Origin of the sequence: Massilia timonae CCUG 45783 (genome assembly GCF_000315425.1) — a bacterium.
Taxonomy (GTDB): Bacteria; Pseudomonadota; Gammaproteobacteria; order Burkholderiales; family Burkholderiaceae_D; genus Telluria; species Telluria timonae.
The window spans coordinates 772,770-799,038 of sequence record NZ_JH992922.1 but is presented as its reverse complement, the minus strand read 5'-3'; the positions used below and the strand labels follow the sequence as shown (position 1 = coordinate 799,038).

Annotated in this window: 19 protein-coding genes; 9 read left to right on the top strand and 10 right to left on the bottom strand. The window is 67.5% G+C overall.

Features of this window, described 5'->3' with window-relative positions:
• Positions 1 to 23: 23 nt before the first annotated feature.
• From prsK to HMPREF9710_RS03340, 3 genes are read left to right on the top strand one after another with little or no spacing between them, the layout of a single operon-like run.
• Complete coding sequence (gene prsK / locus HMPREF9710_RS03350; RefSeq protein ID WP_005663911.1) at positions 24 to 2,132, top strand: XrtA/PEP-CTERM system histidine kinase PrsK; 2,109 nt, start codon at positions 24 to 26, stop codon at positions 2,130 to 2,132.
• Positions 2,133 to 2,146: 14 nt separating this feature from the next.
• Positions 2,147 to 3,487, top strand: a complete 1,341-nt coding sequence (gene prsR, locus HMPREF9710_RS03345; protein WP_005663909.1) for a PEP-CTERM-box response regulator transcription factor — start codon at positions 2,147 to 2,149, stop codon at positions 3,485 to 3,487.
• A gap of 24 nt (positions 3,488 to 3,511) precedes the next feature.
• Positions 3,512 to 4,939: a NosD domain-containing protein gene (locus HMPREF9710_RS03340; RefSeq protein ID WP_005663907.1), complete on the top strand. Its 1,428-nt coding sequence runs from the start codon at positions 3,512 to 3,514 to the stop codon at positions 4,937 to 4,939.
• Between the two features lie 4 nt (positions 4,940 to 4,943).
• Here HMPREF9710_RS03340 and HMPREF9710_RS03335 read toward each other — a convergent pair whose 3' ends face one another.
• The 6 genes from HMPREF9710_RS03335 to HMPREF9710_RS03310 form a co-directional block, all read right to left on the bottom strand.
• Positions 4,944 to 5,849, bottom strand: coding sequence for a hydrolase 1, exosortase A system-associated (locus tag HMPREF9710_RS03335; RefSeq protein ID WP_005663905.1), 906 nt, complete (start codon positions 5,847 to 5,849; stop codon positions 4,944 to 4,946).
• The gene (locus HMPREF9710_RS03330) at positions 5,839 to 6,684 is read right to left on the bottom strand and encodes a hydrolase 2, exosortase A system-associated (protein ID WP_005663902.1); all 846 of its coding nucleotides are present in this window, start codon (positions 6,682 to 6,684) and stop codon (positions 5,839 to 5,841) included. The genes HMPREF9710_RS03335 and HMPREF9710_RS03330 overlap by 11 nt, the downstream gene beginning before the upstream one ends.
• Positions 6,681 to 6,929, bottom strand: a complete 249-nt coding sequence (locus HMPREF9710_RS03325; protein ID WP_005663900.1) for an acyl carrier protein — start codon at positions 6,927 to 6,929, stop codon at positions 6,681 to 6,683. The genes HMPREF9710_RS03330 and HMPREF9710_RS03325 overlap by 4 nt, the downstream gene beginning before the upstream one ends.
• Before the next feature lie 11 nt (positions 6,930 to 6,940).
• Positions 6,941 to 8,401, bottom strand: coding sequence for an oligosaccharide flippase family protein (locus HMPREF9710_RS03320; RefSeq protein ID WP_005663898.1), 1,461 nt, complete (start codon positions 8,399 to 8,401; stop codon positions 6,941 to 6,943).
• A 280-nt stretch (positions 8,402 to 8,681) separates the two neighbouring features.
• Entirely contained in the window at positions 8,682 to 10,847 is a 2,166-nt protein-coding gene (locus HMPREF9710_RS03315; RefSeq protein ID WP_005663896.1) for a glycosyl hydrolase family 79 C-terminal domain-containing protein, read from the bottom strand.
• Positions 10,848 to 10,869: 22 nt separating this feature from the next.
• A complete protein-coding gene (locus HMPREF9710_RS03310) occupies positions 10,870 to 11,748 on the bottom strand; it encodes a glycosyltransferase family A protein (RefSeq protein ID WP_040774951.1) in 879 nt (292 codons plus the stop codon).
• A 339-nt stretch (positions 11,749 to 12,087) separates the two neighbouring features.
• Here HMPREF9710_RS03310 and HMPREF9710_RS26420 point away from each other — a divergent pair, with 339 nt between their 5' ends.
• The gene (locus HMPREF9710_RS26420; RefSeq protein ID WP_157225420.1) at positions 12,088 to 13,032 is read left to right on the top strand and encodes a hypothetical protein; all 945 of its coding nucleotides are present in this window, start codon (positions 12,088 to 12,090) and stop codon (positions 13,030 to 13,032) included.
• Positions 13,033 to 13,122: 90 nt separating this feature from the next.
• Here the strand turns inward: HMPREF9710_RS26420 and HMPREF9710_RS03300 are convergent, their stop codons facing one another.
• Complete coding sequence (locus HMPREF9710_RS03300) at positions 13,123 to 15,453, bottom strand: hypothetical protein (protein WP_005663890.1); 2,331 nt, start codon at positions 15,451 to 15,453, stop codon at positions 13,123 to 13,125.
• Between the two features lie 467 nt (positions 15,454 to 15,920).
• On the opposite strand from HMPREF9710_RS03300, the gene HMPREF9710_RS03295 reads away from it, so the two are divergent.
• Complete coding sequence (locus HMPREF9710_RS03295; RefSeq protein ID WP_005663888.1) at positions 15,921 to 16,964, top strand: polysaccharide deacetylase family protein; 1,044 nt, start codon at positions 15,921 to 15,923, stop codon at positions 16,962 to 16,964.
• 2 nt (positions 16,965 to 16,966) lie between these two features.
• Here the strand turns inward: HMPREF9710_RS03295 and HMPREF9710_RS03290 are convergent, their stop codons facing one another.
• Together HMPREF9710_RS03290 and HMPREF9710_RS03285 are read right to left on the bottom strand one after the other, a co-directional pair.
• On the bottom strand, positions 16,967 to 17,992 hold the full coding sequence (locus tag HMPREF9710_RS03290; protein ID WP_005663886.1) for a GNAT family N-acetyltransferase: 1,026 nt from the start codon (positions 17,990 to 17,992) through the stop codon (positions 16,967 to 16,969).
• Entirely contained in the window at positions 17,989 to 19,185 is a 1,197-nt protein-coding gene (locus HMPREF9710_RS03285) for an aminotransferase class I/II-fold pyridoxal phosphate-dependent enzyme (RefSeq protein WP_005663883.1), read from the bottom strand. Before HMPREF9710_RS03285 ends, HMPREF9710_RS03290 begins: the two co-directional genes overlap by 4 nt.
• A 191-nt stretch (positions 19,186 to 19,376) precedes the next feature.
• Between HMPREF9710_RS03285 and HMPREF9710_RS03280 the strand changes: the two genes are divergently transcribed.
• Positions 19,377 to 20,942: an acyl-CoA ligase (AMP-forming), exosortase A system-associated gene (locus tag HMPREF9710_RS03280; protein WP_005663881.1), complete on the top strand. Its 1,566-nt coding sequence runs from the start codon at positions 19,377 to 19,379 to the stop codon at positions 20,940 to 20,942.
• A gap of 41 nt (positions 20,943 to 20,983) precedes the next feature.
• A complete protein-coding gene (locus tag HMPREF9710_RS03275; protein ID WP_005663879.1) occupies positions 20,984 to 22,231 on the top strand; it encodes a pyridoxal-dependent decarboxylase, exosortase A system-associated in 1,248 nt (415 codons plus the stop codon).
• On the opposite strand, the gene HMPREF9710_RS03270 is transcribed toward HMPREF9710_RS03275, so the two are convergent.
• Positions 22,228 to 23,580 carry a putative O-glycosylation ligase, exosortase A system-associated gene (locus HMPREF9710_RS03270; protein WP_005663878.1) on the bottom strand — a complete coding sequence of 451 codons (1,353 nt, stop codon included), beginning with the start codon at positions 23,578 to 23,580 and terminating at the stop codon, positions 22,228 to 22,230. The two genes, HMPREF9710_RS03275 and HMPREF9710_RS03270, sit on opposite strands and share 4 nt — an antisense overlap.
• A gap of 323 nt (positions 23,581 to 23,903) precedes the next feature.
• Here HMPREF9710_RS03270 and HMPREF9710_RS03265 point away from each other — a divergent pair, with 323 nt between their 5' ends.
• A complete protein-coding gene (locus HMPREF9710_RS03265) occupies positions 23,904 to 25,268 on the top strand; it encodes a UDP-glucose dehydrogenase family protein (RefSeq protein ID WP_005663876.1) in 1,365 nt (454 codons plus the stop codon).
• Positions 25,268 to 26,263 (top strand): NAD-dependent epimerase/dehydratase family protein, encoded by a 996-nt coding sequence (locus HMPREF9710_RS03260; protein ID WP_005663874.1) that lies wholly within the window; start codon positions 25,268 to 25,270, stop codon positions 26,261 to 26,263. The genes HMPREF9710_RS03265 and HMPREF9710_RS03260 overlap by 1 nt, the downstream gene beginning before the upstream one ends.
• The last annotated feature ends 6 nt before the right edge of the window (positions 26,264 to 26,269 follow it).

Genomic DNA, 26,269 nt, shown 5'->3' with positions numbered 1-26,269 from the left:
CACGTTCTCATGGATGGCGCACGTTGACCAGCATTGCCGTCTACAGCTATAGCGTCGCCGCCGTCGGTTTCTTCCTGCTGATCGGTCTCCTGCTGACGATCTGGCGCGGCCGCAGCCACGTCGCGCCGGTCGCGATCGCCTGCGCGCTCACCGCGCTCTGGTCCGGCGCCCTGGCCCTGGAAGCCGCGTCCGGCCTCGGGCTGTGGTCGGTCTGGACCGACAAGCTCGAGATCCTGCGCAGCGGCGCCTGGTGCGTCGTGCTGCTCCTCTTGCTGGGCAACTACCGCGATCCGGGCAGCCGCTGGCCGTTCGGCCTGCGCACCCCGGTATTCGTGGGCGGCATGGTCTACCTGGGCCTGCTGCTGGCGACGGCGTTGCTGCGCACCGACCTGATGCTCAACTTCGACGGCCTGCTGCCGAACGTGACGGCGCGCGTGTGCCAGGCGGTGCTGGGCATGCTGCTGGTCGAGCAGGTGTACCGCAACAAGACGGTGCAGGAGCGCTGGGCCATCAAGTTCGCCTGCCTCGGCATCGGCGCCATGTTCGCCTACGACTTCTACATGTACAGCCAGGCGATGCTGTTCCACGAGATGCACCAGGACACCTGGGCCGCGCGCGGCATCGTCAACGCCCTGGCCATGCCGCTGATCGGCACCGCGATCAAGCGCGGCGCCTCACGCGCCAATGCGCTGGCGCTGTCGCGGCGCGTGATGTTCCATTCGACCGCGCTGTTCGGCTCCGCGCTGTACCTGATGGCGATGGGCTTCGCCGGCTATTACCTGCGCTACTTCGGCGGCAGCTGGGGCGGCGTGATGCAGGTGGTGTTCCTGTGCGGCGCGCTGCTGGTGCTGGCCGGGACCCTGTTCTCGGGCACCTTCCGCGCCTGGCTCAAGGTTTTCATCAGCAAGCATTTCTACAGCTACGGCTACGACTACCGCGAGGAATGGATGCGCTTCACGCGCACCCTGTCCGAGCACAGCGCCAATATCGGCGAACGCGCGATCGAGGCGGTCGGCGCCCTGGTCGAAAGCCCGGGCGGGGTGCTGTGGCAGCGCCGCGACGGGGAACCCGACAGCGGCGGCGCCGGCGCCTATCGCCCGGCGGCCGGCTGGCAGGCTTCCAGCAGCGCCGTCGAGCCGGCCGATTCGAAGTTCTGCCGCTTCCTGGAAACCACCCAGTGGGTGATCGACCTGCACGAATACAAGGCCCTGCCCGAGAAGTACGGCGACCTCGAACTGCCGGAATGGCTCAAGGCATTCCCGCGCGGCTGGCTGGTGGTGCCCCTGATCATGCACTCGAAACTGTTCGGCTTCGTGGTGCTGCAGGACGCGCGCAGCACGGTGGCCCTGAACTGGGAAGTGTTCGACCTGCTCGAGATCGCGGGCAGCCAGGCCGCCAGCTACCTGGCGCAGCAGGACGCCGCCAACGAGTTGATGGTGGCGCGCCAGTTCGATTCGTTCAACCGCATGTCGACCTTCGTGGTGCACGACCTCAAGAACCTGGTGTCCCAGCTGTCCCTGATGAACGCCAACGCCGAAAAGCACCGCGACAATCCGGAGTTCCAGCGCGACATGCTCGATACGGTCGACCATTCGATCCAGAAGATGACGTCGATGCTGCAGAAACTGAGCCGCAACGATGCCCCGGCGCGGCCGCGCGCCCTGTCGGTCGAGGCCGTGGTGCGCCAGGCGATCGCGCTCAAGAGCGCCCTCGAGCCGCATCCGTCGCTGCAGGTCGAGCAGCAGGGCCTGATGGTGCTGGCCGACCGCGAACGGCTCGAGCGCGTGCTGGGCCACCTGATCCAGAACGCGATCGAGGCCACGCCCAAGAGCGGCCAAGTGAACGTCAGCATCCGCCGCCAGGGCAACCGGGTCGCGATCACGGTGGCCGACACCGGCGCCGGCATGACCGAGAAATTCATTCGCGAGCGCCTGTTCAAGCCGTTCGAGTCGACCAAGCCGGCCGGCATGGGCATCGGCGTGTTCGAGAGCCGCGAATACATCACTGAACTGGGCGGCGCGCTGGACTTGACCAGCACGCCCTCGGTCGGAACCACTTTTACCGTCACCCTGCCGTTGTACCATGAGGCCGGCGCCGGCATTGCCGCCGGCGCCATCGATCGCGCAGCGTGAACTGAGGAATAGCCGTGACCCAAAACAAACCGAAACTGTTGATCATCGAAGACGACCCCGGCCTGCAGAAGCAGCTGCGCTGGAGCTTCGATGCGTATGACGTGGTCGTCGCCGGCGACCGCGAAAGCGCGCTGGCGCAGATCCGCCGCCACGAGCCGGCGGTGGTCACCATGGACCTCGGGCTGCCGCCCGATCCGGACGGTTCGACCGAAGGCCTGGCCACGCTGGAGCAGATCCTGGCGCTGGCGCCGGACACCCGCGTGATCGTCCTGACCGGCAACCAGGAGCGCGCCAACGCGGTCAAGGCGATCGCCATGGGCGCCTACGACTTCCACCAGAAGCCGTGCGAGCCCGAGGTGCTGAACCTGGTGATCCAGCGCGCGTTCTTTTTGCACAACCTGCAGATGGAAAACCGCCGCATGCAGTCGAACCAGGCCGATTCGCCGATGGCGGGCGTGATCAGCCGCGACGCTGGCATGCTCAAGGTGTGCCGCAACATCGAGAAGGTGGCCCCGACCTCGGCCTCGGTGATGATCCTGGGCGAATCGGGCACCGGCAAGGAAGTGCTGGCGCGCGCGCTGCACGCGCTGTCGCCGCGCGCCAAGGAGCGCTTCGTGGCGATCAACTGCGCCGCGATTCCCGAGAACCTGCTCGAGAGCGAACTGTTCGGCTACGAGAAGGGCGCCTTCACCGGCGCCGCCAAGCAGACCAAGGGCAAGGTCGAACTGGCCAACGGCGGCACGTTCTTCCTCGACGAAGTGGGCGACCTGCCGATGGCGCTGCAGGAGCGCGTGATCGAGCGCATCGGCGGCCACGAGGAAATCCCGGTCGACGTGCGCATCGTGTGCGCGACCCACCAAAAGCTCAAGGAATTGTGCAGCACCGGGCGCTTCCGCGAAGACTTGTACTATCGCCTGTCCGAGATCGTGGTCACGATCCCGCCGCTGCGCGCGCGCCAGGGCGATGCGGCCCTGCTGGCCCACCATTTCAAGAACAAGTTCTGCGCCCAGGAATCGCGCCCGACCCTGCACTTCGCGCCCGACGCGATCGCCGCCATCGAGGGCTACCAGTGGCCGGGCAATGTGCGCGAGATGGAAAACTGCGTCAAGCGCGCCGTGATCATGGCCGACGGCCCGACCATCGTGGCCGACGACCTGGGCCTGCCCGATGACGGCACCCAGGTCGAGCAACCGCTGAATTTGCGCCAGGTGCGCGACGAGGCCGAACACGCGGCCATCGTGCGCGCGCTAGCGCGGGTGGACGGCAATATCGTCAAGGCTTCCGAGATGCTGGGCGTGAGCCGTCCGACCCTGTATGACCTGATGAACCGGCACGGCATCAAGAGCAGCGCATGAAGTGCTTCCTATGAAGTGCTTCCCATGAAGCGTGGCGCGCGTCTGGCGCTGGCGGCGACCCTGCTGGCCGGCTGCGGCGTGGCGGCGGGGCTGTTCGCGGCCGAGCGTGCCGGCGTGATGCCGCGCACCCTGGCGCCCTACATCGAAAAGCGCAGCAGCGGCCACAACGCCGTCATCGTCGGCGCCGGCCAGTTCGCCAGCCGCAGCCTGCTGGCGCTGGACCGCGGCGCAGCGGGCGGCGCTCCCGCGCCCGACCTGGCGGCCCTGACGCTGGGCGCCCAGCCGCAGCCGGCCGGAGCCGCCGCTTCCGATGATGCCGCGGTCGGCGACGTCGGCGCCCTGCGCGCCGCCATGGCCGCGGCCACGCCGGGCACGACGATCACGCTGGCGCCAGGCAGCTATCGCATCGAACACCGTGCGCTGGAAGCCAGCCGGCCCGGCAGCGCGCAGGCGCCGGTCGTGCTGCGCGCCGCGCGGCCGGGCACGGTGACCTTGCTGTCGAACGTGCCGGTCGCGATCCGGGTCAACGCCCCGCACTGGCGCTTCGAGAACCTCGCCATCGACGGCGCCTGCGCCGCCCACGACGACTGCGAGCACGCCTTCCAGGTGACCGGCGCGGCCAGCCACTTCGCGGCCGTCAACAACACCCTGCAAGGCTTCAACGCCCACTTCAAGATCAACGGCGCCGCCGGACGCTTTCCCGACCATGGCCTGATCGAGGCGAACACCCTGTCCAATCCGGCGCCGCGCGCGACGCGCAAACCGGTGACCCCGATCGACCTGGTCGCGGCCAGCGACTGGACCGTGCGCGGCAACATCATCCGCGACTTCGTCAAGGCGGGCGGCGACCGGATCAGCTACGGCGCCTTCGCCAAGGGCGGCGGCAGCGGCAATCTGTTCGAGCGCAACCTGGTGTGGTGCGAGCAGGCGCTGGCTGGCCAGCCGGGCCAGCGCGTCGGGCTGTCGCTGGGGGGAGGCGGCACCGGCAAGCCGTATTGCCGCGACGGCCGCTGCATTACGGAACAAGAGCGCGGTGTCGTGCGCGCCAACCTGGTCGTCGGCTGTTCCGACGTCGGTATTTATCTCAATAGCGCGGCCGATTCCCGGATCGAGGACAACACCCTGGTCGACACCGCCGGCATCGACGTGCGCTTCGCCACCAGCAGCGCACGGATCGACGGCAACCTGGTCGACGGTCCGATCCGCAGCCGCGACGGCGGCCTGCTGCGCCTGGGCGATAACCGCGACGCGGCCTTGTGGCGCTCGTACGCGGGACTGCATCCGGTGCGCGCCCTGTTCGCGGCGCCGGCCAGCGGCGATTTCCTTTGGCACGACAGGGCGCCGGCACGCGCCATGCCGCGCCAGGACGGCGTCGACTTGTGCGGCGCCGCGCGTGGCCAGGCGAAGGCTTACGGCGCCTTCGAGGATTTCGGCGCCTGCCTGCGCCGCTGAGGATTTACCAGGAGCGCAGCCACTCGGCGGTCCAGCGCGCGACCTGGTCGCGCCAGGCGCGGCGCGAGAAGGTATGGTCGGCGTCGTCGATCTGGCGCCGCGTCACGCGCGGCGGGGCCAGCACGCCTTTCCAGGCGCGGTCGGCGTCGGCCAGGTCGCAGAATTCGCGCGCGGTCAGGTCGGCGCCGGCGATCACCAGCAATACCTGCCCGCGAAAATCCTGCAGGCCGGCGCGCATCCGTTCCGGCAGCGAAGCGGTGGCGGCGGCGGTGGCAGGCGCGGGCCCGCCCCTGGCCTTGCGCAGCAGCGCCACCAATGACGCCAGCGAACGGCGCCAGTCGAGGCCCCCGCGCAGCAGCTGTTTCCAGAAGGCCGGGTCGCGCAGGCGCGCCCGGTAGTAATGGCGCAGGGTGGCGCGCGCCAGGCCGTCCTCGGTGCGCACCCAGGGATTGAGCAGCACCAGTCCGGTCACGCGCGGGTCGCGCGCCGCATACATGCCGATCGCCGAAGCGGCGTCGCACAGGCCCCACAGCACCACTTCGCGCAGGCCGGGCGAGGCCGCCATGAAGGCGTCGATCGCGGCGCGCAGGTCGTCCTCGACGTCGTCGAACGGGCGGATCGTGCCCTCGCTGTCGCCCATGCCGCGGTAGTCGAAACGCAGCACCGGCACGCCGTCCTGCGCCAGGTCGCGCGCCAGCAGGGTGAACTGGCGGTGGCTGCCGGCCCGGTACTGCGGGCCGCCGACGACCACCAGCACGCCGCGCGCGCCGGATGCGGCATGACCCGGCAGGCTCAGGATGCCGTACAGCCGCTCGCCGCCGCAGTCGAAGGCGAGCGCCCGTTCTTCCGGGGGCCGGTCCGGATCGGTAGCGGCTTCCATATGCCTGATCTCCACGCCTTCAATGCCCATGCAGTCTTGCCTCCAGCGCGGCCGTGCCGGTCTCCAGCCAGGCCGCATTCTCGGTGATCTCGGTGGTGGTCCAGAACGGCGCGCTGTGGACCGGGTGCAGGCGCAGGTCGACACCGGCGTCGCACCAGGCGGCGGCGGCGCGCGCGGCGCCGGGGGACGGCTCGGCGCCGGCCTGGGTGACCGCCTCGATCCAGTCGACCGGGCAGGCCGGGCGGAAGGCGTCCAGCGGGTCGAGCGCATCGAGCGCGCGCGCCAGGTGGGGATCGAGGTCGTAGCCGGCAATCTCGAGCGCTTCGCCGGCCAGCAGCGCCGCACGCAATTGCGCCGTGCCGCCGCCGGCGTCGCCATCGGCCAGCAGCGCGCCGGCCAGGCGCAGACGCAGGAACTGGGTCAGGTAGGTGGAGCCCTTGAGCACCGGCTGCCACAGCAGCATGCCGGCCACCGGGTGCGCCGCCGTGCGCGCGTAGTCGAGCGCCAGCAGGGCGCCCAGGCGCAGGCCCCACAGCCGCAGCGGCGCGTCGGTTCGCTCGCGCAGCCAGGCCGCGGCCTGGGCCAGGTCGGCCTTCCACAGTTCCCAGCGCGCGTCGCCGAAGTCGCCGCTGCTGTCGCCGCAGCCGGCCAGGTCGATCTGCAGCACGGCGTGGCCGGCCGCGGCGAAGGCGCGCGCCTGCAGCGCCGCCATGCGGCGCGCGCGGTTCAGCTCTTCGGCGAAGGGATGCACGTACAGCAGCGCCCCGCGCGCCGGGCCGGCCGGCGGGTGATATAGGCAGAAGCGCTGCCCGCCGTCCGCCTTCAGGAAGAAGGGTTCGGCCGGCGCGCCGGCGGCGGCCTTCATGCGCCGCGCTTGTCGTCCACGAAAGCGGCCAGGCTGCCCAGGGTGGAGAAGGTGCTGGCGCTGATGTCGTCGTCGTCGATCGCGATGTCGAAATGTTCCTCGAGGGCGGCGATCAGGCTGATCACCGCCATCGAGTCGAGTTCGGGCAGCGCGCCCAGCAGGGGCGAGTCGGCGCTCAGCTGGCGGCCGGCATCGCCCAGGCTGAGGACGTCGGTGAGGATGGTCTTGATTTGGTCGAGGATCATGCGAATTCCATTCACGGATTGGGGCGCAGCAGCGCCAGCCGGGTCTTGATCGGGGCCGCCAGGCGGTGCACCTCGCCCACCAGTTCATGGCGCGTCAGGCGCAGCAGCAGGTACCAGGCGACGGCGATGACCGGCGCCATGGCGAGCAGGCGCAGCAGCGGCGCCAGCGAGGACGGCAGCGCCATCGCCAGCAGCATGGCGGCGCCGCTGGTGCCCAGCGCCACCACCGCGCTCGGAAGCAGGGCGCGCAGCAGGCGGCCGATGCCGAGGTCGAAATAATGACGCTGGATGTAGGCGCGCAGCGGCATGGTCAGCACCGTTGCCAGGCACAGCGACCATGCGAAGCGCACCAGCGAACCATCGTACATCCATACCCCGAACCCGATGCGCGCGAACAGGATGGCGAGCACGAACACCGCGCTCATGTAAGGGCGCCCAATCGCGGTCAGCGCGAAGCTGACATACTGGAACGTCATTACCGAGGCGGCCGCAAGCGTCAGCGGCAGGATGGCGGGCACCGCCTCGAGCCAGGTCGGGCCGTACAGCGCCAGGACGATGTCGTGCCCGAGCACCGCCGTCAATCCCAGCGCGGTCCAGCCGACCCCGGTCAGCAGGACGGTGGCGCGGGTCAGCACCGGCGCCAGCGATTCGCCGCGGTGGAAGATCTGCGCCATGTAGGAAACGGCGCCGTAGGTCATGGTCGAGCCGGCGATGTGGATGAAAATCTGGACGGTGGAATTGGCGCGGCTGAGCAGGCCGACCTGGCTTGCCGAGCCGAGCTTGCCGAGCAGGATGTCGGGAATCGCATTATTGATCGCCACAGACGTATTCGAAATGAGAGAACCCGCGCCGAAATTGACGATGCCGCGCCAGTGGGTGAACGCGGGCAGCCATGGCATAGTGCGTGGCCGGAAGGGAGCCAGGGCCACGATACTCACGAGAATATTGATCAGGTTGGCCCACGCCAGGCTCATGCTGCCGAATCCGAGCTTGGCCAGCACCAGGCAACTGGCGCAATAACTCAGGGTGCCCGCTGCCGTTACGTAGGCCTGCTTCTGCGCTTCGAATTTGCGCGAGAGCATGGCATTGGTGATCGAGCCGAAAGGAATGAACACGAATCCGAGGGCCAGCACCTGCATGACCGGCACCATCTGAGGCTCGTCGAACGCGGCGCCGATCGGGCCACTGGCGAGATACAGGCACAGGGCGATCAGCCAGGACGAGGAAAACAGTACGCCAGCCGCCGATTGGAGTTTCTCGGGAGTGAGATCGTTCTCGCGCTGGATGTATTGGTTGACGCCGAAATCGCGGAACACATGGGCGAAATTGACGAACACCACGGTCATCGAAAAGACGCCGATCTCGCTCGGACTCAGGATGCGCGCGAGCAGGACGCTGACGATGAACTTGAGCACCGTCGCCCCGGTCGAGGAACAGAAGGTGATGAACAGCGATCGTCGCAGGTTTGCCATGGTTGTCAGGACTGTCGATGACGGCGATGGCGCTTCAGGCGCACGGCCCCGGCGCGACGATGGGCGCGCCAGGCCGGGCAAGGCACGGATGGCTGTCTGCAGTGCGAACTCGGATCGGATTCTTCATGGACGAATATCTGCGGCATGCACGCCTGGCGGCATGCGATCGATTGCTGTAATGCACAATATTATATGCTGCATCCCTATTTCCTCAGGGTCGCACGATACATTTCTTACATGAAAACTGAGTGTGCCTGCCAGTGATTGCCCACATGGCGACTCAGTCGTCCTGCGTTTTGTTTCGGGGAACGATGGCCCATACGGGCATCTTGCTGTAGTCCGGCTTGTCGGCCCGTGCGTCGAAGCGTTTCCAGGCCTCTGCGGCATGTGGAATGCCGGACGTCGCCGCTACCGCCAGCGCGGGCTGCATATTGGCCGGATAGCCCAGCGGCGAGTCCGAATAGCCCGACATCCGGCCGGGCGACCAGCGTCCCTTGCTGGCCGTGCGCAGCCAGTCGCTCTGCTCGCGGCTCGCGCAGGGCTGGTCGATATATTTCAGGCCCTGCGGATGCTTCAGCTTCTTGCTTTCGTTGAGAATGCTGTCGCCGCCAAAATTAAACTGGTACATGGTGGCCAGGTCGTCGAACAGCGGCTCCTTCGGCCCAGGGCGGAATTCGAGATGATAGGCCGAGGCCTGGATCCAGCAGAAACCGGGCGTCGTCATGCGCCCGACCGCATACTTCGCTTTCCAGCGCAAGATGGGCAGCGCCTTGTCGAAGCCGAGTTCTGCGAGATACCCGAAGCTCCAGGTAAGGAAGTCGTCCTGCCATGGCGCCGATGCCTTCACCTTGAACGAACTGGCGCCCGAACTGTCGTACACGCCCAGGCGATTCGGATTGCCCACCACATACGTCGCATGGTAGAAGGCCAGGTTATTGTCGAGCTGCTTGGCGAAATACCCTTTCAGCGGATGGGCGTCGGGGGTGATGTAGGCGGCGTGGCCGAGCGTGCGCAGCGACCATGCCTGGCCGCGTACCTGCTGCCAGCGCACCAGGCCCTGCCCGCGACCCGAATTGCCCGGATCGGTTTCGAGCGGATTGCTGGCGGCCCAGAAGTGCAGCTCTTCCAGGTAGTAATAGTCGCCGGTAAGCAGGTAGGGCAGGTAGGCGAGCGAAGGCTGATGCGAGGTGTCGTGCTTGTAGGGCGTGTCGCACAAGCCCTTGCCGGCGCAGCGCGGCACCGGCAGCGGCGGCCTGTTTGCCAGGTTCATGTGGGTGGAGACGAGGCGATTGGCCGGTGTGTCGGTGCGCAGCGGGTATCCGGTGCGTTCATCGCGCAGGTGGATCGACCAACTGCCCGAACCCTCGGCGGCCGCGATCATGCTGGCGCGCGCGCGCAAGTCCGCCGACAGCAGGTATTGCACCGACCAGCCCGGTAAAGGTCCGATATCGTCGCGCCCACCGGTCGCCGGCATGTAGCGGTTGACGGGTCCGATCGTCATCGGGCCGGTTTTTCCGGAGCCGAGCCGGGAAGCCTGGTCAGCCAGCGAACGTTCGCTCGGCTTGATGCCCTGGTCGTAGTTGGGCACGGCGCGCGAGGCGATCAGGTAGGCGCTGTCGGGGCGGATGTGCAGTTCCGGGGCGCGCGTCTCGTTCCACCAGGCCAGCTGGCGCCAGCGCGCGTGATGGTAATGGCGCAGTCCTTCCCTGGCATACACGGTGCGTCCGCCCACCTCGACCTCGACGTCGTAGTCGAGGTTGCGCGCGCCGGCCTGGAAGGTCCTGGTGTTCTCGACGACGACCTCGACCCGTGCCTGTCGTTCCAGGCCGGGATACCAGCGTACGGCAAAGCGCGCGTCCAGCAGCGGATGGGCGGCGCCGCCCTGCGCCTTGAATGGCGCCAGGCCGCGCCACTCGCGCGCCAGCGGGCCGTCGAGCCAGGCGCCGGTGTTCTTCTCGCCCCTGGCGCCGGCGGCCGCCTCGGCCAGGGTGGCGCGGTAGGTCACGCCATCGATCGTGAGCGTGACGCTGGCCGTCAGGCCGTCGGCGAGCAGGCGCTTGACGGTGACGTCGGCGGCGCGCGGCTGCGGCGCTTGCTCCTTCACCAGGTCGAGGTCGGCGTTTGCGCGCGCGCCGAGACGTGGCAGGACGCCGGAGAGGACCGCATGGCGCACCGAGCCGTCCGCATGAGTGGCCTTGACATCGACCTGTAGCGGCAGCAGGGCGCCGTCTTGCAGGCGCGCCGCCAGGCGCTCGTTCTTGCCCAGGTCGCCCGGCGCGAAGACCTGGCCGAAGGTGAAGGGGACGTCGGCCTGGTCGGAGCGCAGGTTCTGGAGGCGGACTTCAGCGAGAGGGGATGCCGCCAGCGCGGCGGTGCTGGTCAGCACGAGCGCCGCCGCCAGCAGACGGAACAGGCGCGGCGCGGAAAAAGAGGACGGGCCGGACATCGCAGCGGTGGGCGTCGGTGCGTCAGCCCGCCGTGGTCGACTGCGCGAGCGTGGCGCCGGCCCCTGGCGCGGCGTCGAGCGCGCGAATCACGTCGCGCGAGGTGGCTTCATACTTGCTGTTAATGAAGCGCATCGAACCGATGAAGTGCAGGAAAGCCGTTTCCGCGGTGGCGCAATCGGGGGTGCCATACTTGGGGAAGGGCAGCGTGCGGGTGCCGCGGGCATTGGCCACCAGGTAGTTCGAGGTCACCTGCTCGGTGCCCCAGCGCTTCCAGTCCTCGCCCAGCTTGGCGGTCATGCGGCGCGAAAAGTCCAGCATGGCGTCGCGCATGGTGTCCGAATGCGGGAAGCCGGTGAAGCCGGCGCAGCCGCGCACGTACAGGGCGTCCTGCGGCAGGCCGACATTGACCATCTCGCTCTCGGAAATGGTCTGGATGTGGGCGCCCGGCTTGAGCACGCGCAGCGCGTGCTCGCGCACCGCCGGCAGCTGGCGCAGCGGGGTGTCGGGCAGGTCGGCCAGCACGAAACCGGTGCCGTTGCGCACGCCTTCCACGATTTCGGGGATCGGCTGGACCGTGACGGTATCGGCGTCGAGCTGGACCACATAGGTTTCGCGCACGAAGCCCGAGATCGCGTACAGCCTTTCCCACACGCCGCCGCGCGGAATGTCGGGATGGACGAATTCGTCGGCGTGGTGCAGCTCGATGTGCGGCACGTGCTGGCGCAGCACGGCACGGTCCTCATCGGTGATCGAGGGATCGCACACCACGACCACCCGTTCCGCGTTCGCATAACGGACGAAGGACTTGAGCGCGACCAGGTAGGCGAGAACGTCGCGGGTATGGACCATCGACAGCAGCATGAACGGCAGGTTGCCGCGCTCGACCGGAGGGGTCGACAAGATTTGCCGGGTCGCCTTCGTGTGCCGGGAACGGAAATAATCCCGTTTCAGGCGCTGAACGATCCTCTGAATTAAAGACATCCTCACTGACTCCTGTATCCGCATGTCGGCAAGCGTCGCAGCTTTGCCGGACGCTGGCGTGATACTATTGCATTTCTTGCAATAGCGCGCGATTATTATATGCTGAATTGTGCAGCGCACGCGTTCCGTGCTGCATTTTTTGCCAGATGACATTATCTTCATGCCTGAAGACGGCATACCGCCATCCAAATCCCTGACGGAGCGCCATTGAGTAAGCAGCAGGTAACATTTTTCTTGCCGGATCCGCAACAAGTACGCTTGTTGCAGGATGCCGATCCGGACCGCGACTGGCGCCTTTTCAGCACCGGGGTGCAGGTATGGGTCGGGCAAACCTATCTGCGCCTGAAGCGGGCCGGGTATCCGGTGGCGCTCAGCGCGCTGGCGCCGGATGCGGGCCTGGTGGTGGTCCATGCCGACCATGTGCCGGTGCTGCTGTGCCGGCGGCGTTGGGGGGCGGCCCTGACCATCGTGGCGGCGCGCGCCGACCGTCCGCACCAGCCGCATGCCGATGTCGAGATCGTGCAGAACGCCGCGTCCGCGCACGGCGGCAGCGCCTTCCACGTCCAGCACTGGCCGCAGCCAGGCCTGGTGGCGCGCGATCCGCAGCGCGGCAACACCGTGCGCACGGTGTCCTTCAAGGGGACGGTGGGCGAGATGACGCCGGAATTCGCCGCACCCGAGTGGGCCGACGGCCTGCGGCGCCAGGGCATCGAATGGCGCTGCGACGCGGTGGCATGGGGCGGCAATGCCGCGTCTTACCAGACCAGCTGGAACGACTACCACGATACCGACGTGGTGCTGGCGATGCGCAAGGACGTGTCGCACCTGCACGTCAAGAAGCCGGCCAGCAAGTTGATCAATGCCTGGCTGGCCGGCGTGCCGGCCATTCTCGGTCCCGAGCAGGCCTACCGCGAGTTGCGCCGCTCGCCGCTGGATTACATCGAAGTGGCGTCGGCGCGCGAGGCCGGGGAGGCGCTGGCGCGCCTGGCGAGCGAGCCGGCGCTGTACCAGGCCATGGTCGAGAACGGATTGCGTCGCGGTGAAGAAGTGCGGGCCGAGGCATGTACCCGGGTCTGGGCCGAATTGCTGTTCTATACCATCCCGGCGCGCCGCCGCGCACCGGCGCCGCTGGCGCTGGCCGGCCTTGGCCTGCGCAGCCTGCGCTGCCGGCTGCGCGCCTGGCGAACGGCGTCCCCGGCGTAAAAAAAGGCGGCGCCACCGCCAGGTGGCGCCGCCCCGGATCGGCTCCCGAACGCTGGCTTCAGGCGAAGCCGGCCGGGATGCCGCCTGCGGTCAGCGTGGAACGATGTTCCATTGCGGGCCCTTGCTGTAGTCGGGCTTGTCTGCGCGGCCGCTGAAAACGGTCCAGGCCTGGGTCGCGTTGGCGATGCGCGAAGTCGCCGCAACCGCCAGCGCCGGCTGCATATTGGACGGGTAGCCCATGGTCGAATCGGAGTAGCCCGACATGCGGCCCGGAGACCAGCGCCCCTTCGACGCGACGCGCAGCCAATCGCTCTGCTGGACGCTTGCACAAGGCTGGTCGATATACTTCAGGCCCTGCGGATGCTTCAGGCGCTTGCTTTCGTTCAGAATGCTGTCGCCGGCAAAGTTATAGGTGTGCATGGCGGTCAGGTCGCTGAAGATCGGTTCCTTGGCGCTTGGGCGGAACTCCAGGTGATAAGCCGAGGCCTGGATCCAGCAGAAACCCGGCGTGGTCATGCGGCCGACAGCGTACTTCGCCTTCCATTGGAGGATCGGCAGGGCCTTCTCGAAGCCGAGTTCGGTCAGGTAGCCGAAGCTCCAGGTCAGGAAGTCGTCCTGCCATGGGGCCGAAGCGGCCACCTTGAACGAACTGGCGCCAGAGCCGTCGTACACCCCCAGCTGGTTTGGATTGCCGACCACATAAGTCGCGTGATAGAAGTTCAGGTTGTTGTCGACCTGTTTGACAAAATAGTCTTTCAGCGGGTGGCTGTCCGGGGTGACGTAGGCGGCATGGCCGAGCGTGCGCAGCGACCAGGCCTGGCCGCGTACCTGCTGCCAGCGCACCAGGCCCTGGCCATAGCCGGAATTGCCTGGATCGGTTTCCAGCGGATTCGCAGCCGCCCAGAACAGCAGTTCTTCGAGATAGTAGTAGTCGCCGGTCAGCAGATACGGGAGGTAGACCATCGACGGCTGGTGGGCGGTATCGTGCGAATACGGCGTACTGCACAGCTGCTTGTTGTTATTGGCGCAACGCGGCACCGGCAGCGGAGCCTTGTTTGCCAGATTCATGTGGGTCGAAATATTCTTGTTGGCCGCGCTGTCGGCGCGCACCGGGTTGCCGGTGTTCTCGTCGCGCATGTGGATCGACCAGCTGGCGGCGCCATCGGCGGCGGCCATCATCGAGTTCAGCGCGCGCTGGTCCTTCGACAGCAGATAAGCGACTGACCAGGAAGGCAGGGGGCCGATGTCGGCGCGACCGCCCGTGGTGCCCATGGCCGCCATGACGGGACCGATCTTCATCGGGCCGGTGTTGGCCGTGGTGATGCCCTTGCCCAGATCGGCCAGCATGCTTTCCGACGGCACGACGTTCTGGTCGTAGTTAGAAACCGCTTTTGATGCGATCAGGTAGGACGTATTGTGACGCACGTGCGCCTGTGGCGCGCGGGCAGCGTCCCACCAGGCGCTCTGGTGCCAGCGCGCGTGATGGTAATGGGTCAGGCCAGCCTTGGTGTAGATGCGGCGGCCGGCGACATCGACGCTCACGTCATATACGAGGTTGCGGGCGCCTGCCTTGAAGGTCTTCGTGTTTTCGACGACGACGTCGACCCGTGCCTGTTTCGACAAGCCCGGATACCAGCGTACGGCGAAACTGGCCGTCAGCAGGGGATGCACGACGCCGGCGCCGTTCTTCACCGGGGTGCTCACGATCCATTCGTTGGCAACCGAACCCGACAGCCAGCTGACAGGCTTCGGGGAAGCCAGCGCATCGGCCAGGGAGGCGTTGTACTGCACGCCGTCGGCGGTGATGACGACGTTCGCGCTCAGGCCGCTCGCGGCCAGGCCTTCGAGGGTCACCCTGCTTTTTTCGGACGCGGTCGATTTGACCAGCTGGATCTTCTCGATCTGGCCGACGGCCAGGGTCGGCAGGATGCCGGACACGATCACGTGACGCACCGAGCCGTCGGCGTGGGTCGCCTTGATATCGGTCTGCAGGCGTAGCAGGGTGCCGTTCGACAGGCGGGCCGCAAGGCCTTCGGTCGGCGCCATCTGGCCGGCCGCGACTACCTGGCCAAAGGTAAACGGCACATTCGTCTGGGCCAGGCCGGTATTCTGGATCTCGACATCGGTCAAGGTGGGGCCGGCGACGATCGCGGCCGGCGTGGTCACCGGCGTGAGGACGGTCGGGGTGGTCGGTTTCGGGGTGAAGCCGGTGGTGGTCTTGGCCAGCGACGTACCGGAGTCGGTGTACGACACCGCGTCGGGCGCGAGGTCGTCGCCACCGCCGCCGCCGCAGGCGCTCAGCATGGCGGCGCTCAGTGCGGTGGCGATGACGGAGGTGCAGCGTGCAGTCAGGCGGGCCGGCTTGGCGCTGTGATTGCTGCCACGTTCCGCGCGGCTCGGGGTGATCTGGTCAGGGGTCATGGGAGTTGGGGTGTCGTTTCGCAGTGGAATTAATTTCCGTGTGGAACTGAACTTTACCCTGACAAACATTTCCATGGGCCAATTTTGAACAGATTTTGCTGATTTTCTGCGCAAAAACAACGAAAATGTCGAACTTGAAAGTATTTACGCAAATAAAGTCAAGCGTATTTTTGCCGAAAGACGTAAAAAAGCTACAATATTCTTGGTTTTTTTACACTTGTGACGGGTCAAAATCAGAACTTGAGCCGAATAACGCGTTTTTGTGCACCGGCAATGTTTCGGATTTGCTGAATATGCCTTGGGCGCGCGCACGCATCCTTGCGAAGTTGACATTGAATAATTATTTAATGTGCTAGGATGACAACATCAATGGACTGGCGACATGGCTGGTCCCTTTATCCAAGGACACAGTGCCGGCCGTTGTGCTGCGCCGATGTGGCGCACTCGGGCTTCGCGGAAATGATGCAATGCTAAGCACAACCAACCATGTAGCGGCCCGGCTGGCGGCCGGACGGCCGCCGGTCCTGATCGTGATCGTCGATACCGAGGAAGAATTCGCCTGGGACCGGCCATTCGACCGCGCCAGCGTCGATACCGCCTCGGTCGCGGCCCAGCCGCTGATGCACGAGCGCGTGTTCGACCGCTTCGGCATCGTGCCGGCTTATATGGTCGACTGGCCGGTGGCCACCGCCCCGCAGGCCGTCGCCACCCTGCGCCGGCTGATGCAGGAAGGACGCTGCGATATCGGCACCCAACTGCACCCCTGGGTCTCGCCGCCTTATGAAGAACAGGTCACGCGCTTCAATTCCTATGCCGGCAACCTGCCGCGCGAGCTGGAGCTGGCCAAGCTGCGCATGCTCACCAACGCCATCGGCAACGCTTTCGGGCGTGCCCCGACCGCCTTCAAGTCGGGCCGCTACGGCCTGGGGCCGCACAGCGCCGAGGCGGTGGCCGCGCTGGGCTACGAGATCGACGCCAGCGTGGTGCCCTATACCCGCTTCGAGGACGACGGCGCCCCCGATTTCCGCGCCTTCGACGAGCATCCCTACTGGTTCGAGGCCGGCGGACGGCGCCTGCTCGAGCTGCCGGTGACCACCGGCTATGCCGGCTGGCTGCGCGGCATGGGGTCGCGCCTGTTCGACCTGGCGCGCAGCCCGGCGGGACGCGTGCTACGCATGGGCGGTGTGCTGGCGCGCACCCGCGCGCTCGAGCGCATCCGCCTCAGTCCCGAAGTCGCCACAGGCGCCGAGATGCGGCGCCTGACGCGCGCGCTGCGCGCCGATGGCTGCGAAGTGTTCTCGCTGACCTACCACAGCCCCTCGCTGGTGCCTGGCCACACGCCCTATGTGCGCGACGCGGCCGACCGCGAGCGCCTGATTTCCACGATCCACGATTACTGCGCCTGGTTCCGCGACGAGATCGGCGGCCAGTTCCTGGCCCTGTCGCAGGTGGGGGCGGCGCTGGCGCCCCAGGCCGGGGTCGCGCCGCGCTCGCTCGAAGCGGTGCGCTGAAATCAGCGCCCGGCGGCGCGTGCGTGCAGCCGGCCCAGCCAGGGCCAGCGATAGGCGTTCAGGTGGTACATGGTGCGCACCTCGCCGGTCCAGCGCAAGTGCCATTCCATCACCCGCCCATAGAATTCGATGCGCTCGAAGCGGCGCGCTTCGATGATGTCGCGCGTGGCTTCCTCGCGCATCAGGAGCGCCGGCGACAGGCCGTTGCCGATACCCTCGTCGTAGGCCGTCTTGAGCACCACGATGCAGCCGCCGCCCTCTACGCACAAGTCCATCGCCGCCAGCCGTTCGCCGATGAAGTAGCGGTAGACGCAAGCCGCATCGATGGCGGCGAAGGCTTCCAGCATGGCGCGGTAGAAGCGGCCCTGCTCGTTGCCGGCGCTGACGGCGGTGCCGTCCTGCGCCTTCCAGCCCGCGCTTTCCAGGCGGCCGTAGTCCTCGACCGCGGCCGCCATCTCGTGTGCCGCGCGGCTGGCCTGGAGCCGGGTCGGCACGCCGTCGTCCTGCAGGCGCTTGCGCTGCTTGCGCAGATTGCTGCGCAGGTTCTTGCCGCGCGTATTCCAGTAGTCCTCGAAACTGGCCGGCAGGGTGACGCGGGCGGTCTCGATATAGTCCATGCTGCGCAAGCCGCCGTCACCGTGCGCGGGACGCGCCATCAGCATCGGATCGCACTGGGTCAGGCCGAGCGTGAGGGCGGCGCCGGGCAGGGCGCGCAACAGGCCGGGCAGGCCGGCGCCGGGCGCCCCGGCGTCGCGCTGCAGCCACAGGCCGACCGGGGCCTGGGCCGGCTGGAAGGTATTCCAGGCGCCCAGGCGCGACGGCGCCAGGATCGCCATCGCGTCGGTTTCTCCATCGCGCTCGCGCCAGGCCAGCACTTCCCGTCCGGTGCCGAACACGGCCAGCAGGGGGAGCACGAATTCCGGCGCCAGCAGCGGCGAGCCGGCGCTCTCGCGGTGCAGGCGGCGCCAGCGTTCCAGGTGCTCGGGACGGGCCGCCAGTTCGGTTGCCGGGACCACGCGCCAGTTCATGACGCCGCTCCCGCCGTCTCTTCCAGCGCGCGGCGCACGGTGGCGGCCAGCCAGGCGCGCTCCGGCGCGCGCAATGCCTGGTGCACGGGCAGGCCGAACAGGCGCCGGCCGAGCGCCACGCTGTTGGGGCAGACCGTGGCGTCGACCCCGGGCCACAGGCTGGCGCCGAAGCGCACCATCGGCACGCCGGCAGCGCGCAGGCGTTCGAACAGCGCGTCCGGCCGGTCGGCCAGCAGCGGGAACACCCAGGGGCAGGCGCCGGCGGGCAGCGCCGCGAACAGCGGCTGCCAGCCGGGCGCACCGGCCAGCGCGCGTTCGAGTTCCAGGTAATTGCGGCGCCGCGCCCCGACCAGGCGCGCGCGGCCGGCGCGCCGCAGGACGGCGCGCGAGAACCACGACGAGCGGCGGTCGACCCAGCGCGGATCGAAGTCGAAGCTGCTGTCAGACGAGGCCGGGGCCAGCGCCGGGATCGCGCCGGCGCCGGGGTTGGCGCTGCGTGCCTTGAGCCGGTTCCACAGCGCCGTCTTCAGGCCCAGCGGCAGGGCCAGCGCGGCGCGCACGAGCGGCAGGCGGCCCTGGGCGAAACTGGCTTCGAGCGCGCCCAGCGCGGCCTTGGCTTCGAAGCCGGCGCCGGCGCCATGCAGGGCCGCGGGCAGCCGGTGGCGGTGCGACACCAGGCAACCGCCCTCGAAGATGGGGAAGAATTTCATGCTGCTGCCGATCGCGTAGTCGCCGCTGGCGCCGACCGCGACGCCATCGCGCTCGCCGAAGAAGCAGTGGGCGCAATCCTCGACCAGGCCGGCGGCGTGAGAGTCGCACAGCGCGCGCAGGGCGCGCAGGTCTTGCGGAAAGCCGAAGAAATGGGTGACCATGACGGCCTTCACGCCGGGGCCCAGCTTGCTTGCCACGTCGTCCAGGTCGGCCGTGGTGTCGGGATGGACCCGGTAGAACACCACCTCGGCCCCGCGCCAGTGCACCGGCGGAATCATCGAAGGGCTGTGGTAGGCCGGCACCAGCACCTTGTCGCCGGGGCCGACGCCGAGCGCGCGCAACGCCATGCCGATCGCGATCCGGCCGCTCGTGACGGGCTGCACCGCGGGCGCGTCGTCCAGCGCCGGCAGGGTCGCGCCGTGGCCGGCAAAGGCGCCGAGCGAGAGGATCGGGACGGAGGGAATGGCGCGGATGTCGCTCATGCTGGCGCTGCGGATGTGTTTATTCTAGGCATGATTTAAATATAACATGCGGTATCGCCGTTCCCGCGCACCGAAAAGATGTCGAAAAAGCATCCGCTTTCTTGCGGCGCGGCCCGAACTGGTAAGATTGCAGATGCGTGGCGGATGCGCCGCGCCATTTCGCGCCATGCGGCGACCGTACCCACTATGCGATGAACCACCTGATCCACGACAGCATCTTCGACAGCGCGGCGCGCACCCCCGAGGCCGAGGCCCTCGCCTATGGCGCGGCGCGCTGCACCTACCGCGAACTGGCCGACCAGGTCAACGCGGCGGCGGCCCTGTTCCTGGCCCAGGGCATGCAGCCGGGCGAGCGGGTCGCGGTGTACATGGAAAAGCGCATCGAGAACGTGGTGGCCATGTTCGGCGCGGCCGCCGCCGGCTGCGTGTTCGTGCCGGTCAATCCGCTGCTCAAGGCCGAGCAGGTGGCCTACATCCTGGCCGACTGCAATGTGCGCCTGCTGGTGACGACCCCCGAACGCCAGGCCCAGCTGGCCGCCAGCCTGGGCGGCTGCCCTGACCTGCGCGCGCTGCTGCTGACCGACGGCGCCCAGCCGGCGCCGTCCCCTTCGGGCCTGGCGCTGCTGCGCTGGTCGCAGCTCGAGACCGGCGTATCGTTCACCCCGCACCGCCGCATCGACACCGATATGGCGGCCATCCTGTATACGTCGGGCAGCACCGGCGCCCCCAAGGGCGTGGTGCTGTCGCACCGGAACATGGTGGCCGGCGCCGCCAGCGTGGCCGGCTACCTTGGCATGCGTGCCGACGACCGCCTGCTGGCGGTGCTGCCGCTGAGCTTTGACTATGGCCTGAGCCAGCTGACCACCGCCTTCCTGCGCGGGGCCTGCGTGGTGCTGATGAACTACCTGTTCCCGAAGGACATCGTGGCCGCCGTACGCGCCGAGCGCATCACCGGCCTGGCCGCGGTGCCGCCGCTGTGGATCGCCCTGTCGCGCCTGGAGTGGCCGGCCGATTGCACGCTGCGCTTCATCACCAATTCCGGCGGCGCGATGCCGGTGGTGACGGTCGAGGCGCTGCGGGCGGCGCTGCCGCGCGCCGAGGTCTACCTGATGTACGGCCTCACCGAAGCCTTCCGCTCCACTTACCTGCCGCCGGCCGAACTGGCGCGCCGCCCCGATTCGATCGGACGCGCGATCCCGAATGCCGAGGTGCTGGTGGTGCGTCCCGACGGCACCCTGTGCGAGGCCGACGAGCCGGGCGAACTGGTGCACCGCGGCGCCCTGGTGGCGCTGGGCTACTGGAACGACCCGGCGCGCACCGCCCAGCGCTTCCGTCCTGCCCCCGGCCAGGATCCGGCCCTGCCGCTGCCCGAGCTGGCCGTGTGGTCGGGCGACACCGTGCGGCGCGATGCCGACGGTTACCTGTACTTCGTCGGCCGCAGCGACGAGATGATCAAGGTCTCGGGCTACCGCATCAGCCCGACCGAGGTCGAGAGCGTGCTGCATGCCAGCGGCCTGGTGAGCGAGGTGGCGGTGTTCGGCATCGCCGACGAGACGCTGGGCCAGGCGATCGTGGCGGTGGCGGTGGCCGACCTTGGCGCGGTCGACCGCGCCGCGCTGCTGGCCGAATGCCGGCGCCGGCTGCCGGCCTACATGATCCCGGCCCACATCGTCGTGCGCGCCGAGGCGCTGCCGCGCAACCCGAACGGCAAGATCGACCGCAACCTGCTGCGCACGACCTTCCAGCCCGGCCAGTAAAAAACGTCCGGACCTTACCGCACCTGTTCCAGCCTATTCCCATGACCGGCACCAAGCCCCAGCACGCTCCCCAGATTCATTTCCCCGTGGTCGACGACGTCCTGCAAGTCGGCGGCATCCCGCTCACCCGGCTGGCCGAGCGCGTCGGCCGCACGCCGTTCTTCGCCGTCGACCGCGCCGTCTGCAGCGGCAAGGTGGCGGGCCTGCGCGCGATCCTGCCGCCGCAGGTGGCATTGCACTATTCGATCAAGGCCAATCCGATGCCGGCCCTGGTGCAGCACATGGCGGGCCTGGTCGACGGCCTCGACGTCGCCTCCAGCGGCGAACTCAAGACCGCGCTGGATACCGGCATTGACCCGGCCCACATCAGCTTCGCCGGCCCGGCGAAGACGGATGCGGAGCTGCGCCAGGCGGTCGCCGCCGGCGTGTGCCTGAACATCGAGTCCGAACACGAGCTGGCGCGCACCGCGCGCATCGGCGAAGCGCTCGGCATCACGCCGCGCGTGGCGCTGCGCATCAACCCGGCTTTCGAACTGAAATCGTCGGGCATGAAGATGGGCGGCGGCGCCAAGCCCTTCGGCATCGACGAGGAACAGGCGCCTGCCGTGCTGCGGCAGGTGGCGGCGCTGGGCCTGGATTTCCAGGGCTTCCACATCTTCAGCGGTTCACAGAGCCTGCGCCTGGACGCCATCGTCGAGGCGCAGTCGCGCAGCATCGAGCTGGCCATGCGGCTGGCCGGCGACAGCCCGCTGGCGCTGCGCCAGCTGAACATCGGCGGCGGCCTGGGCATCCCGTATTTCCCGGGCGAGGCGCGCATCGATCCGGCGCCGATGGGCGAACACCTGGCCGCCTGGCTGCCGCGCCTGGCCGCGGCGCTGCCGCAGGCGCGGCTGGCGCTGGAACTGGGACGCTACCTGGTCGGCGAAGCCGGCGTGTACGTGGCGCGCGTAATCGACCGCAAGGTCTCGCGCGGCGAGGTGTTCCTGGTGCTGGACGGCGGCATGCACCACCACCTGGCCGCCTCGGGCAACCTGGGCCAGGTGATTCGCAAGAATTATCCGGTGGCGGTCGGCAGCCGCATGAATGCCGCGGGCGACGCGCCGGACAGCGGCCCGGCCTCGGCCACCGGCCCGCTGTGCACCCCGCTCGACATCCTGGCCGACCGCATGCCGCTGGCCCATGCCCGCGTCGGCGACCTGGTGGTGGTGTTCCAGTCCGGCGCCTACGGCGCCAGCGCCAGCCCGGCCATGTTCCTCGGCCATCCGCCGGCGCTCGAAGTGCTGGTCTAGCCGGTCTGGCGCGGCGCCGCCGCGCCGCCCTGCGCCTTGGCGTCAGGCGCCTTGCCCAGCCAGCGATCGATGCGGTCCTGCATGAACGGGATGCGCATCGGCGGAATGTCTTCCTGGATCGGCATGCGGATCAGCACCTTGTCGAGCACGATCAGGATCGCGAATACGTAGTAGATCAGGTCGTAATAGGCCAGGGTCAGGAAGGCGCCGGCGGTCATGTAGCCGATGATGCTGACGTGGCACATGCGCGCCAGCATCAGGGCCCAGCCGAGGTCCGGCTTGTCGCGGCAGAAGCGGATCACCCGCGAACCGAGGCGCCAGGCCACCAGGAACATGGTCAGGAAGATCGCCAGGCCGATATAGCCCTGCTCTCCCAGCACCTGGAAATAGATGCTGTGGGCATCGTAGTAGCGTTCGGGTTCCGGCGCATACAGCATGAACATATGGGGCGCGAACACGTTCGGCCCGCCGCCCAGCACGAACTCGTTGGCGATATTGATCGCGAACAGCCAGGAGTTGATGCGCCCGGTCGCGGAGGCGTCCTCGTCGTACGTCTGGATGCTGTGCATCCTTCCCATCCATTCCTCGGGCATGGCCAGCAGGACGACCGGCACCAGGAGCAGGAAGGCGATGCCGGTCTTGAGCTTGTGGTGCGACTTGAGCCACAGGAAAAATCCCATCATGAAGACAGCGAGGAAGGCGCCGCGCGAGTACGAGCCGATCGCGCCCAGCGCGGTCAGGGCGGCCATGGCCAGCACTCCTCGCTTGAGCCATTTTCCATGCACCTGGGTTACCAGGTAGACCAGCAGTGGCGTGATCGTCACCAGCGCCAGCGCCAGCGTGTTGTTGTCGCTGATGAAACTGGCGCGCGGACCGAGCATGCCTTCGCCGCCGCCGCTGAAGATGACGAAGATGCCGCTCTTGACGCCCCAGAAGCCGATCGACAGCGCCACCACGATGGCCAGCATCTGGGCATCCTTGCGGGTACGTACGGTCATGATGGTGAGGAAGACCATCAGGATAATCTTGCTGAAACGGTCCCAGTCCTGCCAGGCCGCGGCGGGCACCTGGGCGAAGATGGTGGTGACGGTCATCCAGCCAAAGAAGATCATCAGCATTACCACCAGCGGGGACATCGGAATCTTCTTGGGCTCGCGCGAGACCATGACCGCCACCAGGGTAATGATCGACAGGTACATCGCGAACGCGAAGTTCTGCGTGAAGCCATAGCTCAGGCGGTGGGGATTCATCAGGCTGACCACGGCGTAGGCCATGGCGCCGACCACCGGGCGTTTGAAGATATAGGGAATGATCGCCACGAAGGCGAACAGTAGAATGATGTCACGCATGGCCGGGCCGCCTCGGAATGCTTGGAATGGATGGTGTCATGTGGATGGGAGGTCCCAAAGCGCGCCGGGAAGCGCTGGCGCCGGATCGGTATTTGTTAAAAAGCAATGCCGCCATTATGCGAAAAAATTTTCCGGAGGGCAGCACGATTGACGCCAGACGCATAAATTTTTGACAAGCATGATACTATAATTCAAGTTCTGATCAGCACTGTTACACCTTATCGTTAGCAGCTGAAGCAACACCCGGCACAGGAAAAACGGCGCGCACGACGTGCGCTTTCACCGGTTTCTTTCGTTCAGTTAATTCACCTCCCAGAGAAATCATGAAGATCACTATCATTGGCACCGGTTATGTGGGCTTAGTTTCGGGCGCATGCTTCGCCGACGTCGGCAACACGGTATTGTGCCTGGATGTCAACGACGAAAAAATCGCCATGCTCAAGAATGGCGTCATCCCGATCCACGAACCCGGCCTGGACACCATGGTCGAGCGCAACGCTGCCGCCGGCCGCCTGCTGTTCTCGACCAGCTACGACGAAGCCATGGCGCACGCCGAATGCGTGTTCCTGGCGGTCGGCACCCCGCCGGACGAGGACGGCAGCGCCGACCTGACCCACATCCTGGCCGCAGCCCGTTCGATCGGCCAGCGCATCGAAAAGCCGGTGGTGGTGGTCGACAAGTCGACCGTGCCGGTCGGCACCGCCGACAAGGTGCGCGCCGCCATCCAGGGCGAACTCGACAAGCGCGGCAGCACTGTCGCGTTCTCGGTAGTGAGCAATCCCGAATTCCTGAAGGAAGGCGCGGCGATCGACGACTTCATGCGCCCGGACCGCATCGTGGTGGGCAGCGACGACGCCACCGCCACCCGCCTGATGCGCCAGCTGTACGCACCGTTCAGCCGCAACCATGAAAAACTGGTCGAGATGGACGTGCGCAGCGCCGAGCTGACCAAGTACGCCGCCAACGCCATGCTGGCCACCCGTATCAGCTTCATGAACGAGCTGGCCAACCTGGCCGAAGTGCTGGGCGCCGACATCGAGGCTGTGCGCCACGGCATGGGCCTGGATCCGCGCATCGGTTCGCAATTCCTGTATGCCGGCATGGGCTATGGCGGCTCCTGCTTCCCGAAGGACGTGAAAGCGCTGGTCAAGACCGGCGCCGACCACGAGCAGACCCTGCACATCCTGGAAGCGACCGAGCGCGTCAACGACAACCAGAAGAACGTCCTGTTCAAGAAGCTGTCGCGCTTCTACGGCGGCGTGGAAAACCTGAACGGCAAGACGGTCGCGCTGTGGGGCCTGTCGTTCAAGCCGAACACCGACGACATGCGTGAGGCGCCAAGCCTGATCCTGCTGAAGGAACTGTTCGCCGCCGGCTGCCGCGTGCGCGCCTACGATCCGGTGGCCAGCAGCGAAGCGCTGCGCGTGCTGGAACGCGACCACGGCGCCGCCCGCGTCGAGGAGATGCTCACCATCGCCAGCTCGGCCACCGCCGCGGTCGACAATGCCGACGTGCTGGTGCTGGTGACCGAATGGAAGGAATTCCGCGCGCCGGACTTCCGCCACCTGGCCCAGACCCTGCGCGGCAAGGCGATCTTCGACGGCCGTAACATCTACGACCCGGCGGAAGTCGCCGAAGCCGGCCTGGCCTACGAAGGCATCGGCCGCGTCAGCCGGAAGGCCGCCTGATGATCACGGGCGCCCACCGCATCCTGGTCACGGGCGCTGCCGGCTTCGTCGGCAGCTTCGTGGCGGCGCGCCTGGCGGCAATGGGCCACCAGGTGGTCGGCTGCGACAACTTCAACGACTACTACGATCCGCGCCTGAAGCACGACCGCGTGGCGGCCCTGCTGGCGCCGGCCGGCGTGCCCTGCCACACGGTGGAGCTGGCCGACACGGCCCAGGTCGCGGCGCTGTTCGAACGCGAGCGGCCGACGCTGGTGGTGCACCTGGCGGCCCAGGCCGGGGTGCGCTACTCGCTCGAGAACCCGGCAGCCTACGTGCAGTCGAACCTGGTCGCCTTCGGCAACATCCTCGAAGCCTGCCGTCACGGCAAGATCGAGCACCTGCTGTACGCCAGCAGCAGCAGCGTCTACGGCGCCAACGCCAAGGTGCCGTTCAGCGAGGAAGACCAGGTCGACGCGCCTGTGTCGCTGTACGCCGCCACCAAGAAGTCCAACGAGCTGATGGCGCACTCGTACAGCCACCTGTTCAAGCTGCCGGCCACCGGCCTGCGCTTCTTCACGGTGTACGGGCCCTGGGGCCGTCCCGACATGGCTTATTTCAGCTTCGCCGAGAAGATGGCGCGCGGCGCCACGATTCCGGTGTTCGCCGAAGGCCTGCTCACGCGCGACTTCACCTATATCGACGACATCGTCGAAGGCGTGGTGCGGCTGCTGTTCAAGCCGACCCCGGCCACGGAAACGCGCGCCGCGCACACCGTGTTCAACATCGGCAACCACAATCCGGTGCGGGTGCTGGACTTCATCCAGACGCTGGAAGGCGCGATCGGCATCGAGGCGCGCAAGGAATTCCTGCCGATGCAGCCGGGCGACGTGCCGGCCACCCATGCCTCGATCGACAAGCTCAAGGCCTGGGTCGATTTCGCGCCGACCACGCCGCTGGCCACCGGCCTGGCCAACTTCTGGGCCTGGTACCGCGACTGGGCGCCGGCACGCACATGAGGCGGG